General features: G+C 74.8%; 15 protein-coding genes and 1 tRNA gene. 4 read left to right on the top strand and 12 right to left on the bottom strand.

Going from position 1 to position 15,316, the window contains the following annotated elements:
* Both OG617_RS18920 and OG617_RS18915 read right to left on the bottom strand, forming a co-directional pair.
* Positions 1-1,371, bottom strand: coding sequence for a cystathionine beta-synthase (locus OG617_RS18920; RefSeq protein WP_405094406.1), 1,371 nt, complete (start codon positions 1,369-1,371; stop codon positions 1-3).
* 75 nt (positions 1,372-1,446) lie between these two features.
* A complete protein-coding gene (locus tag OG617_RS18915) occupies positions 1,447-1,803 on the bottom strand; it encodes a YkvA family protein (RefSeq protein WP_405103809.1) in 357 nt (118 codons plus the stop codon).
* Between the two features lie 130 nt (positions 1,804-1,933).
* Between OG617_RS18915 and OG617_RS18910 the strand changes: the two genes are divergently transcribed.
* The 3 genes from OG617_RS18910 (at position 1,934) to OG617_RS18900 (ending at position 5,204) form a co-directional block, all read left to right on the top strand.
* Positions 1,934-2,986 carry an SGNH/GDSL hydrolase family protein gene (locus OG617_RS18910; protein ID WP_405094405.1) on the top strand — a complete coding sequence of 351 codons (1,053 nt, stop codon included), beginning with the start codon at positions 1,934-1,936 and terminating at the stop codon, positions 2,984-2,986.
* Positions 2,983-3,813, top strand: coding sequence for an SGNH/GDSL hydrolase family protein (locus OG617_RS18905; protein ID WP_405094404.1), 831 nt, complete (start codon positions 2,983-2,985; stop codon positions 3,811-3,813). Before OG617_RS18910 ends, OG617_RS18905 begins: the two co-directional genes overlap by 4 nt.
* 128 nt (positions 3,814-3,941) lie before the next feature.
* Entirely contained in the window at positions 3,942-5,204 is a 1,263-nt protein-coding gene (locus tag OG617_RS18900) for an acetyl-CoA C-acetyltransferase (protein WP_405094403.1), read from the top strand.
* Positions 5,205-5,249: 45 nt separating this feature from the next.
* On the opposite strand, the gene OG617_RS18895 is transcribed toward OG617_RS18900, so the two are convergent.
* From OG617_RS18895 to OG617_RS18880, 4 genes are all read right to left on the bottom strand, one after another.
* Positions 5,250-5,570 carry a hypothetical protein gene (locus tag OG617_RS18895; protein ID WP_405094402.1) on the bottom strand — a complete coding sequence of 107 codons (321 nt, stop codon included), beginning with the start codon at positions 5,568-5,570 and terminating at the stop codon, positions 5,250-5,252.
* Between the two features lie 35 nt (positions 5,571-5,605).
* Positions 5,606-6,364, bottom strand: a complete 759-nt coding sequence (locus OG617_RS18890; RefSeq protein ID WP_405094401.1) for a Bax inhibitor-1/YccA family protein — start codon at positions 6,362-6,364, stop codon at positions 5,606-5,608.
* 162 nt (positions 6,365-6,526) lie between these two features.
* Positions 6,527-7,345 (bottom strand): Bax inhibitor-1/YccA family protein, encoded by an 819-nt coding sequence (locus OG617_RS18885; RefSeq protein WP_405094400.1) that lies wholly within the window; start codon positions 7,343-7,345, stop codon positions 6,527-6,529.
* A 120-nt stretch (positions 7,346-7,465) separates the two neighbouring features.
* Positions 7,466-7,546: transfer RNA gene (locus tag OG617_RS18880), tRNA-Leu, on the bottom strand.
* A gap of 101 nt (positions 7,547-7,647) precedes the next feature.
* Here OG617_RS18880 and OG617_RS18875 point away from each other — a divergent pair.
* Positions 7,648-9,531, top strand: a complete 1,884-nt coding sequence (locus tag OG617_RS18875) for a hypothetical protein (RefSeq protein WP_405094399.1) — start codon at positions 7,648-7,650, stop codon at positions 9,529-9,531.
* Between the two features lie 51 nt (positions 9,532-9,582).
* Here the strand turns inward: OG617_RS18875 and OG617_RS18870 are convergent, their stop codons facing one another.
* The 6 genes from OG617_RS18870 to OG617_RS18845 form a co-directional block, all read right to left on the bottom strand.
* Complete coding sequence (locus OG617_RS18870; protein WP_405094398.1) at positions 9,583-10,911, bottom strand: NAD(P)/FAD-dependent oxidoreductase; 1,329 nt, start codon at positions 10,909-10,911, stop codon at positions 9,583-9,585.
* Positions 10,912-11,014: 103 nt separating this feature from the next.
* Positions 11,015-11,584 carry a hypothetical protein gene (locus OG617_RS18865; RefSeq protein WP_405094397.1) on the bottom strand — a complete coding sequence of 190 codons (570 nt, stop codon included), beginning with the start codon at positions 11,582-11,584 and terminating at the stop codon, positions 11,015-11,017.
* Between the two features lie 28 nt (positions 11,585-11,612).
* Positions 11,613-12,989, bottom strand: coding sequence for a DUF58 domain-containing protein (locus OG617_RS18860; RefSeq protein ID WP_405103807.1), 1,377 nt, complete (start codon positions 12,987-12,989; stop codon positions 11,613-11,615).
* On the bottom strand, positions 12,986-13,993 hold the full coding sequence (locus OG617_RS18855; RefSeq protein ID WP_161687115.1) for a MoxR family ATPase: 1,008 nt from the start codon (positions 13,991-13,993) through the stop codon (positions 12,986-12,988). Before OG617_RS18855 ends, OG617_RS18860 begins: the two co-directional genes overlap by 4 nt.
* On the bottom strand, positions 13,993-14,574 hold the full coding sequence (locus OG617_RS18850) for a hypothetical protein (RefSeq protein WP_405094396.1): 582 nt from the start codon (positions 14,572-14,574) through the stop codon (positions 13,993-13,995). The genes OG617_RS18855 and OG617_RS18850 overlap by 1 nt, the downstream gene beginning before the upstream one ends.
* The gene (locus tag OG617_RS18845) at positions 14,571-15,311 is read right to left on the bottom strand and encodes a DUF4129 domain-containing protein (RefSeq protein WP_405103805.1); all 741 of its coding nucleotides are present in this window, start codon (positions 15,309-15,311) and stop codon (positions 14,571-14,573) included. Before OG617_RS18845 ends, OG617_RS18850 begins: the two co-directional genes overlap by 4 nt.
* Positions 15,312-15,316 lie beyond the last annotated feature (5 nt).

Below are 15,316 nucleotides of genomic sequence, written 5' to 3'. Positions count from 1 at the left end.
TCAGTGGGCGCCGAGGTGGGCGAGCAGGTCCTGCCGGGTCAGCACGCCCTTGGGCTTGCCGTCCACCAGCACCAGCGCCGCGTCGGACTTCTCCAGCAGCGCGACCGCCTCGCTCACCGGCTGGCCCCCGCCGATCATCGGCAGCGGGTCGGTCATGTGCCGCTCGATCGTGTCGTGCAGGTGCGCCTGACCGGTGAACAGGGCGTCGAGCAGGTCCCGCTCCGCGATCGAGCCGGCCACCTCGCCGGTCACCACGGGCGGCTCGGCCTTGAGCACCGGGAGCTGGGAGACGCCGTACTCGCGCATGTAGTCGATGGCGTCACGGACCGTCTCGGTCGGGTGCACGTGCACCAGCTCGGGCAGCCCGCCCGGCTTGCTGGCGAGGGCATCGGCGACGGTCGGCTCGCTGCCCGAGTTGTCCAGGAAGCCGTACCGGGCCATCCAGGCGTCGTTGAAGATCTTCGACAGGTATCCCTTGCCGCTGTCCGGCAGCAGCACCACGACCACGTCGTCCGGGCCGGCGGCGCGGGCCACCTCCAGGGCGGCGACCACGGCCATCCCGCAGGAGCCGCCGACCAGCAGCCCCTCCTCGCGGGCCAGCCGCCGGGTCATCTCGAAGGACGCCTTGTCGGAGACCTCCACGATCTCGTCGGTGATGCTTCGGTCGTACGTCTCGGGCCAGAAGTCCTCGCCGACCCCCTCGACCAGGTACGGCCGGCCGGTGCCGCCGGAGTAGACCGAGCCCTCCGGGTCCGCACCGACGATCCTCACCCGCCCGTCGGAGGCCTCCTTCAGGTACCGGCCGATGCCGGAGATGGTGCCGCCGGTGCCCACCCCGGCCACGAAGTGGGTCAGCCTGTCGCCGGTCTGCTTCCACAACTCCGGCCCGGTGGTCTCGTAGTGCGAGCGCGGGTTGGCCGGGTTGCTGTACTGGTTGGGCTTCCACGCGCCGGGAATCTCCCGGGCCAGCCGGTCGGAGACGTTGTAGTAGGAGCGCGGGTCCTCCGGCGCGACGGCGGTCGGGCAGACCACCACCTCCGCGCCGTACGCCCGCAGCACGTCCTGCTTGTCCTGGCTGACCTTGTCCGGGCAGACGAACACGCACCGGTAGCCCTTGAGCTGGGCCACCAGGGCCAGCCCGACGCCGGTGTTGCCGCTGGTCGGCTCGACGATGGTGCCGCCCGGCCTCAGGATCCCGGCGGCCTCGGCGTCCTCGATCATCCGCAGCGCGATCCGGTCCTTCACCGAACCGCCCGGGTTGAGGTACTCCACCTTCGCGAGCACGGTCGCCCGGATGCCCTCGGTGACGTTGCGCAGCCGTACCAGCGGGGTGTTGCCGATCAGCTCGACGACGTTGTCGTAGTACTGCACCTCGTTGTGCCCTCCGTTACGGCGCCGGCGACGGCGGCCGGGCAGACGTTGATTCGACGCCCAGGGTACGTGCCGTCAGGGCGTCACATGCCCCGGGATGACCGAGGCACGGCGGGTCTCCCACTCCAGGAACCGCTCGGTCTCCGCCAGCACGGCGCCGGCCAGCCAGGTGACCATGACCGCGTCGTCGGCCAGCCCGAAGATCGCCAGCGGGATCTCCGGGAGCAGGTCGATCGGCGAGACGATGTACGCCGTCGCCGCGGTCATCAGGGCCAGCCGGAGGCCGCCGTCGTACTCGCCCCGGGTGGTGGCCCGGATCATCCTGGGCAGTGCCCCCAGCCGGGCGCCCAGCGACGGGCCGCCCCTTGCCCCGGAGGACAGCGCCCTGGCCAGCGCCGTGAACGCCGCGCCACGTTTCAGTGTCTTTCCCATCTCCACGCCCCTCTCCGTCCGACATCGTGCGGTGTCGGTGCAAGGGATACCCGCAACCGTCGGATCCCAGCCACCGGAGAGGGCAGCACGACGACAGCGGCATGTCGTGCCGGCGCGATAATGTCGCGGTATGGGGGTCGCTGGTTCCGCCGTACCGGTTGGTCCGCGCTGGCGCCGCGCCCGGCGGGTCGCCCGCCTGGCGGCGCTCGGCACGGGCGCCACCGCCGCTGCCGCCGTCGCCACGGGCGGGGTGCTGATCGGCCAGGCCCGGCAGGCCCGGCGCACCATACCGATGGCCGAGGCGCCCCCGCCCCGCTGCGACGGCGTCTACGGCGCGAAGCTTCCCGGCCCGCCGCTGACCGTGGTGATCCTCGGCGACTCCACCGCCGCCGGATACGGGGTGCACCGCCGCCGGGAGACCCCCGGGTCGCTGCTGGCCACCGGGCTGTCCCGCCGCCTGCATCGCCCGGTGCGGCTGCACCGGTTCGCCGTGGTGGGCGCCATCTCGTCGGGGCTCAAGCCCCAGGTGGAGTCCGCGCTGGAGCTCCAGCCGGACGTCGCGGTGATCCTGATCGGCGGCAACGACGTCACCAACCGTGCCCCGGCGGGCCTGGCCGTGCGCTACCTGTCCGACGCGGTCCACGCGCTGCGCGAGGGCGGGTGCGAGGTGGTGGTCGGCACCTGCCCCGACCTCGGGGCGATCCAGCCGATCCAGCCGCCGCTGCGCTGGCTGGCCCGGCGGTGGAGCCGGCAGCTCGCCGCCGCCCAGACGATGGCGGTGGTGGAGGCCGGCGGCTGGACGGTCTCCCTCGGCGACCTGCTCGGTCCCCGGTTCGTCGCCGAGCCGACCCGGATGTTCGCCTGGGACCGGTTCCATCCCTCCGCCGAGGGGTACGCGGTGGCCGCCGCCGCGCTGCTGCCGACCGTGCTCTCGGCGCTCGGCGCCGGGCAGGAGCGTCGCCCTGGCCTCGCGCGCGGGGAGGGCGTACGGTCGCTGCCGGAGGCCGCCCAGGAGGCGGCCCGGCACGCGGGCACGGAGGTCAGCGCCACCCAGGTCCACGGGCGCGACCGCGGGCCGGCCGGGCGGTGGGCGCAGCTGCGCCGGCGAGCCTTCTTCGGCGTCGGCGCGGTGCCGCAACCCGGCCCGGCCGCCGGCTCACCCACATTGGAGGGACGGCCATGACCGAGCACAGCGGCAGCCACGGCGCGGGGGACCGGGGTCCGGGCGCGGAACTCGCCCTCCGGCTGGGCCGGGCCGCGGCCCTGTCCCTGATCGCCGGGACGATCGGCGGCGCGGCCGTCCTCGCCGGCGAGGCGTTCGTCGCCCGCAACCGCCCGTACGCCCAGCCGGAGCTGGGGCTGGCCCTGCGCGCCACGGTGGGGCGGCCGGGCGCGCCGCCGCTGCGGCTGGTCCTGCTCGGCGACTCGTCCGCCCTCGGGGTCGGCGTGGGCCGGCTGGGCGACACCGTCGGCGGGCAGCTCGCCCACCTGCTCGCCGAGGGGCCGGCGGGCCGCCAGGTGCACCTGTCCAGCGTCGGGGTCTCCGGCTCCCGCTCCACCGACCTGGCCACCCAGGTGGCCCGGGCGCTGCTCGGCCCGCGCCCCGACGTGGCGGTGATCCTGATCGGCGCCAACGACGCCACCGCGCTGCGCCGGCCGGCGGAGGCCGGGGCGTATCTGGGGGCGGCCGTGCGGCGGCTGCGCGAGGCGCACGTCGAGGTCGTCGTCGGCACCTGCCCCGACCTGGGGGCGGTCCACGCGATCGCCCCACCGCTGCGGCAGGTGGTCGGCTGGTCCGGCCGGCGGGTTGCCCGGGCACAGACCGTCGCCGTGCTCGACGCCGGGGGCACCGTGGTCGACCTGGGCACCGAGACCGGCCCGGTGTTCCGGGCCGACGCCGGCACCTTCTGCCACGACGGGTTCCACCCCTCCGCCGACGGGTACCGGATCTGGGCGCACGCGCTGATCCCGGCGGTCGCCGCCGCGGCGAACGTCGCCTCCCGCCACTGACCGCCGACGCCGGGCTCCGGCGGCACGGCCGGGCTCCGGCGGCACGGCCGGGCTCCGGGCTCCGGGGTGACATTTCCCGCCGGGTGGGACGCTTCCCCGCCATGTTACCGCCGAGTTAACGTTGGTTCATGCCGACCGAGTCGTCCCGCGACGCCGTCATCGTCGCCACCGCCCGCTCCCCCATCGGCCGGGCGCACAAGGGTTCCCTGCGCGACGTCCGTCCCGACGACCTCGCCGCCACCATCGTCCGGGCCGCCCTGGACAAGGTCCCCCAGCTCGACCCCACCGAGATCGACGACCTCTACCTGGGCTGCGGCCTGCCCGGTGGCGAGCAGGGCTTCAACATGGCCCGGGTGGTCGCCACCCTGATGGGCCTGGACGGTCTGCCGGGCGCCACCCTCACCCGGTACTGCGCCTCCTCGCTGCAGACCACCCGGATGGCGATGCACGCGATCCGGGCCGGCGAGGGCGACGTGTTCGTCTCCGCCGGGGTCGAGATGGTCTCCCGGTACGCCCGGGGCAACTCCGACGGGCTGCCGCCCGAGGCACAGGCGCTGGTGGGTGGCGGTTGGGAGAACCCCCGCTTCGGGGCGGCGCGGGAGCGGTCGACGCAGCGCGCCCAGGGCGGCGCGGAGGTCTGGACGGACCCGCGCGAGTCCGGCGAGCTGCCCGACATCTACCTGGCCATGGGGCAGACCGCCGAGAACCTGGCCCAGGTGCACGACGTGACCCGCGCCGACATGGACGCCTTCGGCGTGCGCAGCCAGAACCTGGCCGAGAAGGCGATCGCCGACGGCTTCTGGGCCCGCGAGATCACCCCGGTCACCACCGGCGACGGCACCGTGGTCGGCGCCGACGACGGGCCCCGGCCCGGGGTCACCCTGGAGGGGGTCGCCGGGCTGAAGCCGGTGTTCCGCCCCGACGGCCGGATCACCGCCGGCAACTGCTGCCCGCTCAACGACGGCGCGGCCGCTGTGGTGATCATGAGCGCCCAGCGGGCCCGGGACCTGGGCATCACCCCGCTGGCCCGGATCGTCTCCACCGGGGTCACCGCCCTGTCCCCCGAGATCATGGGCCTCGGCCCGGTCGAGGCGTCGCGGCAGGCGCTCGCGCGGGCTGGGATGACCATCGACGATGTCGACCTGGTCGAGATCAACGAGGCGTTCGCCGCCCAGGTGATCCCCTCCTACCGACAGCTCGGCATCCCCGAGGAGAAGCTGAACGTGATGGGCGGGGCGATCGCCATCGGCCACCCGTTCGGCATGACCGGCGCCCGGATCACCGGCACCCTGCTCAACGCCCTGGATTGGCACGACGGGTCGGTCGGCCTGGAAACCATGTGCGTCGGCGGCGGCCAGGGCATGGCCATGGTCCTCGAGCGCCTCGGCTGACACCGGCGGGCCGGGCGGGTACCGGCCCGGCCCGGCCTGGCGCGGTCAGAGCGCGGTACGGGTCGCCGTCACCTCGGCGGCGGCCCGGGCCAGCAGGTCGGCGGCCGGGGCTGCGGCCAGCAGGTCGGCGCTGACCACCCGGAGCTGGTCGGGCAGGGCGAGGTCGTTGCCGAGCCGGGGCACCGCCCGGCGGGGCTGCCCCTCGGCGTCGGCGGCGAGGTTCGCGAGCTCCTGCACCAGCCGGTGCACCAGGTCGGCCCGGGACACGTTGCCGCCCCCGGCGGCCGCCGCCCAGCGCGGTTGCTGCCAGTGCCCGACCTGACGGACCAGCAGTCCCACCGCCCGATCCAGTTCCGCTGCGCTCATCGTGCCGAGTCTACGAAAGGCCGCCGGCCGGCCGGTCAGCGGCGCAGGTAGCTGAGCAGCCGCAGCAGCTGCCAGTAGAGGAAGACCAGGCCGGCGAGCAGCCCGAACGCGCAGTACCACGCGTACCGGCGGGGCAGGCCCGCGCGGACCGACCGTTCGACCAGGTCGAAGTCGAGGATGAAGCTGAACGCGCCGGCGATGATCGCCACCACCGAGAACAGGTACGCCAGCCAGCCGACCTCGGCCGTCAGGCTGTACACCTCCAGCCCCTGCCGGCCGGTCAGCAGGTACGCGACCAGGTTGACCACGCCGATCGCGACGATCCCGAGCAGCGTGCCGGCCACCAGTCGGGCCAGCCGCGGGGTGGCCCGGACCACCCGGGCCCGGTACAGCAGCGCCATGCCGAGGAAGACGCCGGACGTGCCCACCACGGCCTGTACCACGATCCCCGGGTAGACCAGCTCGAACGCCCGGCTGGCCACCCCGAGCAGCAACCCCTGGAGCACCGCGTACCCGGCGATCAGCACCGGGTTGGTGCTGCCGCGCAGCGAGATGACCAGCGCCAGCGCGATCGCCGCCAGCGCGGAGCCGGCCAGCGCGGCGGAGATCCACACCGCCTGCGGGACGACGAACCAGGCGACCGCCGCCGTGGCGACGGTGAGCAGCAGCAGCCCGACGGTGCGCGTCACCACGTCGTCGACGGTCATCGCCTCGGCGCCGCCGAGCCCGAGCACCTCGCGTTCCCGTCGGCGGGTGTCGTCCAGCCGGTCCAACACCGGGTTGGAACTGCGCACCGTCACCTCCTGGCCGACGTACCCCTCGCAGTCACTCTGCCCCGGCGGGGTCGGCGGCGGCTGGCAAACGCCGGGCCCGGCTCCCGGCGGCCGGCGGCCGGCCCGCAGACGACGGCGCCCGCCGCCGCGGGTCGCGGGGGCGGGCGCCGTCGGCGACGCGGGTCAGTCGTCGCCCTGGAAGAAGCTCAGCAGGCGCAGGATCTCGACGTAGAGCCAGACCAGGCTGACCAGGATGCCGAACGCGGCCGTCCAGGAGTAGCGCTGGGGCAGCCCCATCCGGACGCCCTCCTCCACCTCCGCGAAGCTGAGCACGAAGCTCAGCGACGCGACCACGATGCAGACCAGGCTGAAGCCGATCGCCAGCGGGCTGCCGTCACGCAGGCCCGTGTTGACGCCGAACAGCGACAGCACCAGGTTGATCATCATCACCGCGAAGAGGCCGACCATCGCCGCGACCATGCCACGGACGAACTTGGGCGTCGCCCGGATGACCCGTGCCTTGTACAGCATGGCCATCAGGAAGAACACGCCGAAGGTGGCCACCACGGCCTGGAGCACGATGCCGTCGTAGAGCGAGTTGAAGGCCTTGCTCACCATGCCGACGAAGACGCCCTCGACGACGGAGTACGCGACGACCAGCGCCGGGTTCGCCATCCGGGAGAACGAGATGATCAGGCCGAGCACCAGGCCGACCACTGCGGCGCCGATCCAGGCGACGCCGAGCAGCGAGTCCGGCACGAGCACCCAGGCCGCCGCGGCGGACGCGCCGAGGATGCCGAGGAGCATGACGGTCTTGACCACCACGTCGTCGATGGACATCGGCGTCACGGTGGGCGGCGCGGCCGGGTAGCCGGTCGCGCCCGGGTACTGCTGTGGGGGATATCCGGGCTGCCCGTAGGGCCCGGTCGGGGCGTACCCGGTGGCGCGCTCCCGCTCGGCCGCTTGGCCGAGTCGGGCGAGCACCGGGTTCGAAGTCTTCACTGTCTGGCCTCCCTCAGGGGGTCGTCGCACGTGAACGTGCTCTTCAAGGGTAAACGCCGCGATCGACGCCGTGGAGATCACCGAGCGAGGCAGGAGCTGTGAAGAAGCTGAGAGGCGGGGTGCCCGGGGCGGGGGTCGAACCCGCACGCCTTGCGGCAGCCGCTTTTAAGGCGGCCGTGTCTGCCGTTCCACCACCCGGGCGGGCCACGCCGACGCGTCGACACGCACCGGTGCAGTGTCACCGTAGCGGGTCCGCGTCGACCCGGCGTACCCCGCCGCCGCTGCCGCACTAGGGTCGAGGCGTGAGCAGCGCAGCCCCCACGGCCCCCGACGCCGCCCCCGAACAAGCCCTCCGTTCCGACGCCCCCACTCCGGCCGGTTCCCGGTGGGCCAGGCTCCGGTCCGCCGCCGCCCGAAACCGGGCCGACCTGCTCGTCGGGCTGCTCTTCGCGGCCCTCGCGGGCTGGCTCACCCACGGCCTGTGGCCGGACCCCGCCGGCCGGGTCCTGGCGCTCAACCCGGAGGACCAGGCCCTGTACGAATGGTTCCTGGCCGTCGACTCGCGCGCCCTGCTCGGCGACTTCGGTCTGCTCACCGACCGGCTCAACGCCCCGGACGGGGTGAACCTGATGGCCAACACCACGGTCATCGCGCTCGGTGTGCTCTTCGCCCCGGTGACCCTGCTGCTCGGCGCGCCGGTCACCTTCGCCCTGCTCGCGGGGCTCAACCTGGCCGGCACCGCGCTCGCCTGGCACCTGCTCTTCACCCGGGTCCTGGGGGCCCGCCGGCTGGCCGCCGCGCTCGGCGCCGGGCTGTGCGGCTTCGGCCCGGGCATGATCTCGCAGACCAACAGCCACCTGCACATGACCGCGCAGTGGCTGGTCCCGGTGATCGTCTGGCTGGTGGTCCGGCTGCTGCGCGCCGCCGACCCGCTGGGCCGGGCGGGCCACCCCCGGGGCCGGGCGCGCGACGCGGGCGGGTCGGGGCCGGACCGGGTCGGCCTCGACCGGCGCCGGATGCTCACCTCCGCCGTCGGCCTGGCCGCCGCGGTCAGCGTCCAGGTCTTCATCGGCGAGGAGGTGCTCTTCCTCTGCGCGGTGACGCTGCTGGTGATGGCCGTCGCGTACGCCCTGGCCGACCGGGCGCTGCTGCGCCGGGCGCTGCCCGGCTTCGCCGGCGGGATGCTGCTCGCCGCCGGGCTGGCCCTGCTCGTGCTGGGGTACCCGCTGTGGTTCCAGTTCGCCGGCCCGCTGGGCGTCACGGACGGGATGTTCAGCCCGCACTACTTCTCGGCCGACCTGAGCAGCTGGTGGACCGTCTCCCCGCTGTCGGTGGTGGGCAGCGACGAGGCGGCCCGGCTCACCACCGGGCCAGCGGAGTACAACACCTTCCTCGGCTGGCCGCTGCTGGTGGTCACCGCCGGCTGCGCCATCTGGCTGGGCCGCCGCCCACTCGTGATCGCCTGCGTGGCGGGGGCGCTGGCGATGGGCGCGCTCTCACTCGGCCCGGACGTGGTCCTCGGCGGCGACCGGACCACCTTCCCCGGCCCGTACGCCCTGCTCGACGGCCTGCCGGTGGTCGACGGGGCGCTGCCGATGCGGTTCGCCCTGGGGGTGCTGCCGGTGGCCGCGACGCTGCTGGTGCTGGCCCTGGACCGGGCGCTGCGCGGCGCCGGGACGGCCCGCCGGCTGGTCCCGGCGGCGGTCGGGATCGCGCTGCTGCCGGTACTGCCGGCGCCGCTGCCCACCGCCGAGCGGCCGGCGCTGCCCGAGTTCGTCACCGGCGGCCACTGGCGGGAGTGCGTCCGGCCCGGCGGGGTGCTGGTGCCGGTGCCGCTGCCCACCCCGAAGGAGCCGTGGCCGATGCGCTGGGCGACCGCTGCGGACGCGGCCTTCGGCATGCCGGAGGGCTTCTTCATCGGCCCGTACGGCCGCGGCGACACGGCCGCCATGGGCACCTGGAAGCGTCCCACGTCGGCCCTGCTCACTGACGTGGCGCAGCGGGGCGGCCGGCCCGCGATCGGCGACGCGGAGCGCCAGCAGGCCGCCCGGGACGCCGACCGCTGGGGCGCGTCCTGCTTCGCGCTGGCCGAGGGCACGCCGCGCGCCGACGACCTGCGGGCCGTCCTGGACCAGCTCTACGGCCCGTCCACCCGGATCGCCGACGCCTGGATCTGGCGGGTCTGAGGCCCCGACGAAGAAAGGGCCCCCTCGACGAGGGGGCCCTTCTCGTGCGACTCAGACGCGGGGGACGACCGGCTGGGACGCCTCGACGAACTCCTCGCGCGGGTCGTGCAACTGGCCCAGGGCGACCACCTCGCGCTTGAGGAAGAACGCCAGCGACCAGTCGACCACGACCCGGACCTTGCGGTTGAACGACGGGATCCGGCTCATGTGGTACGTCCGGTGCATGAACCACGCCGGCAGGCCGGTCATCTTGATGCCGTACACCTGGGCCACGCCCTTGTACAGGCCGAGGCTCGCCACGCTGCCCGCGTGCTTGTGTGCGTAGTTCACCGGCTCGCGCCCGCGGACCACGTTCGCGATGTTGTCGGCCATCCGGGTGGCCTGGCGCACCGCGTGCTGGGCGCTCGGCGAGCAGAAGTTGCCCGGCTCCTTGGTCAGGTCCGGCACCGCCGCGCAGTCGCCGGCACTCCACGCGCCCTCGACCACCCGGTCGCCGTCGACGACCTGGAGGGTCGGCAGGCAGGTGACCCGGCGGCGCTCGTCGCGTGGGAAGTCGGTCGCGTCGAGCATCGGCGACGGCTTGACGCCGGCCGTCCAGACGATGGTGTCGGAGCGGAAGCTGTCGCCGTCGGAGAGCTTCACCACCCCGTCGACGCAGGACTCCAGGCGGGTGTCCAGCCGGATGTCCATGTTCCGCTTCAGCAGCTGCTGCACCGTGTAGGCGCCCATGTCCCGGTCGACCTCGGGCAGCACCCGCTGGGTTGCCTCGACCAGCACCCAGCGCATGTCCTCCGGCTTCAGCTCCGGGTAGTAGCGCAGGGCGTCCCGGGCCATGTCCTCCATCTCGGCCAGCGCCTCGATGCCCGCGTACCCGCCGCCGACGAAGGTGAACGTCAACGCGCTGCGCCGGACGTCCGGATCCGGCGTGGCGGCGGCCACGTCGAGCCGGTCCAGCACGTGGTTGCGCAGGTAGATGGCCTCACCGATGGTCTTGAACCCGATGCCGTGCTCGTGCAGGCCAGGAATCGGCAGCGTCCGGGAGACCGCGCCGGGGGCCACGATCACGTGGTCGTAGGCGATCTCCGTGGTCGGGCCGCTGATCGGCTGCACCGTGGCCACCTTGCGGTCGTGCTCGATCCGGGTGACCGTACCCGCCACCACCTTGCACCGGCGCAACTCCCGCCGCAGCGGCACCACGGAGTGCCGGGGGGAGATGTTGCCCGCCGCCGCCTCAGGGAGGAAGGGCTGGTACGTCATGTGGGGCTGCGGGTCGACGACGACGACCTCCGCCTCACTTGAGGAGAGCTTCTTCGACAGACGCAGGGCGGCGTAGAGACCGACGTGCCCGGCACCGACGACAAGGATCCGCTTCGGGTTCACGTCATCTATCTTTCCCCGGGCGACTCGGCTAATCCCGTCCGAGACCCCCTTCTGTGACAGAGCACAACACCTGTGAGCTGCGCGACGTACCCCCGTCGTCCCGCTATCTGCGACGCAACAGCCACCCCAGCAGCGCGCTGAGCACCACCGCGACCAGCAGTCCCACCACGGTCGCGCCGAGGGAGCCGCGATCCCCGCCGACGCCCGAGACCTCGACCAGCAGCACCCCGAGCACCGCCGAGGCGAGCAGCACCCCGCCGGCCCGGGTGAGCCAGCGCACGATCAGTTCCGGGTCCACCACGGCGTCGTACGGCAGCAGGGCGGCCAGCGCGCACAGCGAGTGGGCCAGGTAGAGCGCCACCGCCACGGCGAGCAGCCGCCACAGCGCGATGGGCCGGTCGTACCCCTCGGTGGCCAGCAGCCACCCGCCCACCGTGACCAGGGCGGCGAAGGTCGACCAGACCCGGCGCGGCCCGACCGCCGGCAGCAGCGCCACCACCGCGAGGGCGGCCAGCGGCCGCCCGGCGAGGACCTGCACCGGGTACGCCAGCAGCAGGCCGGCCAGCACCGTGCCGAAGATCCCGGCGCGGACCAGCAGCGGCGCCAGGCTCACCCGGTAGACCGCCGAGCGCGCCGCCCTGGCCCGTTCCGTCACCACCTCGACCGGGTTCACCGGTTCCGCCCCCTCGTCCTCACTGCCGTCACCGGGTGCCCACCCGGGGGGCGGTGGCGAGCCGGGCCACGTCCCGCAGCACCTGGTCCAGGCTGCCCGCGCCGGCCCAGCGGACCACCGGAACCCCGTGCTCGCGGAGCTGGCCGACCATGGTGTCCCGGTCCAGCCGCCACAGCCGGAAGGCCACCTCGGCCCAGCCCTGCCGGCCAGGCGGAGCGAGGTCGACCGGGAGCGTGTCCACGGCCACCACGAACCGCCCGGATCGGGCCAGCTGGGCCAACATCTGGGCGGACCGCTCGTCCAGCAGCGGGGTGAGCACCACCACCAGCGCGTCCGAGGAGAGCAGTTGCGGGCCGAAGACCTGGTCGTACGGCTCGTGCGGGGACGACTCGGCCCGCACGTCGAGCAGCCACTCCAGCAGCGTCAGGTACTGCCGGCGGCCGGCGGCGGGACGCAGCCGGCGGGCTGCCGGCCCGTACTCCAGCATCGCCACCCGGTCGCCCCGGTGCAGGTAGTGCTCGCCGATCGCGGCGGCGGCCCGGACCGTGGTGTCGAGCACCGAGGCGGCCCCGCCGACGCCCCCGGAGCGGCCCGCCTCGGCGAGCACGTCCAGCAGGACCACCACCTCGGCGTCCCGGTCCGACAGGGTGGCCGCCACGTGCAGCTGCCGGGCCCGCAGCGAGACCCGCCAGTCGATTCGGCGCAGCCGGTCGCCGGGGCCGAACACCCGCACGCCGGCCAGCTCACCGCCCTCGCCCGGGCGGCGGGAGTGGTGCGCGCCGACCAGGCCCGCGGCCCGGGGCATCGCCTCCACCGCCTCGAACGGCTCAGTCCTCGGGTACACCCGCACCCGGGCCGGCTCGGTGACCGCCGCCCGGGAGACCAGCAGCCCGCCCGCGGCGGCGACCCGGGCACCGGCCGGGCCGACGGGGTGCCGGCCCCAGCGCCGCGCCTTCCCGATCAGCTCCAGGTCGACGGCGGTGCCGGTGTCCACGACGGTGACGAAGGGCCGGTCCACCCCGCTGCGGGACAGATCGACCCGGGCCCCGCCGACCTGGGCGCGCTCGACCAGCAGCCAGGGCGATACGCGGGTGCGGACCACGACGACGTCGTACCCGACGGTGTCCGGGTTGCCGACGGTGACCGTGCCGGTGAACTCTCCGCCCTCGACCAGGTGCCCCTCGTCGGCGGCGACCCACACCTGCGGCCCGGCGCTCGGCCGGCGGCGCAGCGCGTACACGGTGCCGAGCGCGAACGGCGCGGCCAGCACGACCAGGTCGACCCGGCCGAGCAGCACCCCGGCGATCAGCAGCAGGCCGGTGAGCAGCACCGCCCGGCCGAGCGCCCGGGTCGGCGCCCAGCCCGCCGCCGGCTGCTGCCCCTCGTCGGTGAGCACGGCCGTCAGCGCCCCGGCCGGCCGGCGGCGTAGCTCGGGAGCGCGCCGCTGGCCGGGGCCGGGGTCTGGTCGAGCACCTCACCGACCACGAAGGACGGGTCGACCCGGCGCAGCCACATCTCCGGGCGCAGCGTGATCCGGTGCGCCAGGGCGGGCGCGGCCACCTCCTTGACGTCCTCCGGCACCACGTAGTCCCGGCCGGCGAAGACCGCCCGGGCGCGGGCCAGCAGCAGCAGCGCCAGCGAGCCGCGCGGGGACGCCCCGACCAGCACCGACGGGTGCTCCCGGGTGGCCGCGGTCAACTGCACGATGTACCGGCCGATGGAGTCCTCCACCACCACGTCCTCCAGCGCGGCCTGCATGGCCCGCAGGGTGGCGGCGTCGACGACCGGCTTGATCTCGGCCTCCTCGCGGCGGCGGGCGATCCGCCGGCGCAGCACGTCCCACTCCTCCTCCCGGTCCGGGTAGCCGAACGACACCCGCAGCAGGAACCGGTCGAGCTGCGCCTCCGGCAGCGGGTACGTCCCCTCGTACTCGATCGGGTTGGCGGTGGCCAGGACGTGGAACGGCTCGTCCAGCCGGTAGGTGACGCCCTCCACGGAGACCTGCTTCTCCTGCATGGCCTCCAGCAGCGCCGACTGGGTCTTCGGCGGCGTCCGGTTGATCTCGTCGGCGAGCAGCAGGTTGGTGAAGACCGGGCCGGCGCGGAAGGAGAAGTCGCCGCTGCGCTGGTCGTACAGGAACGAGCCGGTGACGTCGGCGGGCAGCAGGTCGGGGGTGAACTGGAGACGGCGGAAGTCCAGCCCGAGGGCCTGGGCGAAGCAGCGGGCAGTCAGCGTCTTACCCAGCCCGGGCAGGTCCTCCAGCAGCACGTGGCCGCCGGCCAGGATGCCGGCGAGGACCAGTTCCAGGGTTTCCCGCTTGCCGACCACGACCGAGCCGACCGCGTCCAGCACCGCCCGGGCCAGGCGGCCGACCTCGACGGTGGGCAGGGTGCGGTCCACGTCGTTCATCAGATCTTCTCCAGTTCGGCGACGATCGCCGCGAGGTCGCGCGGCGACGGGGTGCGGCGGGGCGGGGTGTCGAGGAACGTCGAGAGCCGGTCCCCGAGCAGGGCGCGGGCGCGGGCCGGGTCGGACTCGCGGGTGAAGCCGTGCCGCTGGCGCAGCCGCTCGTCGGCCAGCTCGCCGAGGCGGGGCAGGAGCCGCTCGGCGAACCGCTCCGGCCGGCCCGAAGACCAGTCCAGCGGCCGTTCCCAGCCATTGATCGCGGCGCGCAGCGCGTCGCGCGAGGCCCAGTGGTAGTGGCCGTCCTCCTCGCCGGCGGGCGCGCGGGCCCCGACCCGGGGCGGGGGCGGCGGGGCGAGCGCGGCGGTGACCCGGCGGACGGCGAGCAGCGCGACCACCCCGGCGACGACGACCGCCAGCGAGACCTGGAGGCCGACCGTGCGCAGCCCGGCGACGACGACCGCGGTGAGCGCCCCGGCGACCGCGAGGGTCCGCAGCACGCCCCTCACCCGGCCACCCCCGGTGGCCCGGGCCTGCGGCGGCGGCTCCTCCTCGAAGGTGAGCAGGTCGTCGATGCTGGCGCTCACGCCACCACCGGCTCACCGGCGGCTACGGCGGCCAGTTCGCCGCGCAGCCGGCGCAGCGCGGCCCGGGCCTGGTCACGGGTGCGCTCGTCGACGGGGCGGGTGGCGTACCGGGCCCCGCGGTAGACGTGGGCGAACTCGGCCAGCACGTCGGCGCTGACGATCGCCGGGATCCCGGCCTCGGGGTCGCCGCGCAGCAGCCTGGTCACCAGGTCGGTGGAGGTGTCCCCGGTCCGCCGGGCCACCCCGGCCGCGTCGGCGGCCTCCTCCAGGCGCACCCAGCAGGCGATCACGGCGGTGCGCGGGTCGACGTCGGCGTCGTCCAGCTCGACCAGGCCGGCGTCGAGTGCGGCGACCACCTCGCGGGCGGTTCCCTCGGCGGTGCGCCGGGCCCGGCTCGACGGCAGCGCCCGGGTGGTGCGGCGGGCCACCCCCCGGACCAGGGTCCAGGTCAGGTAGCCGAGGGCGACGGCGATCGCCAGGCCGAGCAGCGCCACCGCGACGGTGCCGAGCCACTCGGGGATGTGCGCGCGGGTGGCCTCCCCGGCGTCGCGCGGCTCGGCCGGGATCGAGGGCGGCGGCTGCGCCGACGGGTAGTCCGGCACGTACGGGATGTTGTCGGCGGCGGGCGGGACGCGGCTGGCGCCGAGCGACGAGTGACCGGCGGCCAGCGCGGCGACGGCGAGCAGGGCGGTCACTGCACCAACCGGCCACCACCTGCGCAGCACGCTGAGGTTCATCGCCA

Origin of the sequence: Micromonospora sp. NBC_01412 (assembly GCF_045040215.1) — a bacterium.
GTDB classification, from domain to species: domain Bacteria; phylum Actinomycetota; class Actinomycetes; order Mycobacteriales; family Micromonosporaceae; genus Micromonospora; species Micromonospora rubida.
The sequence above is the reverse complement of the archived record's forward strand: the minus strand, read 5'-3'. Positions and strand labels throughout refer to the sequence as shown.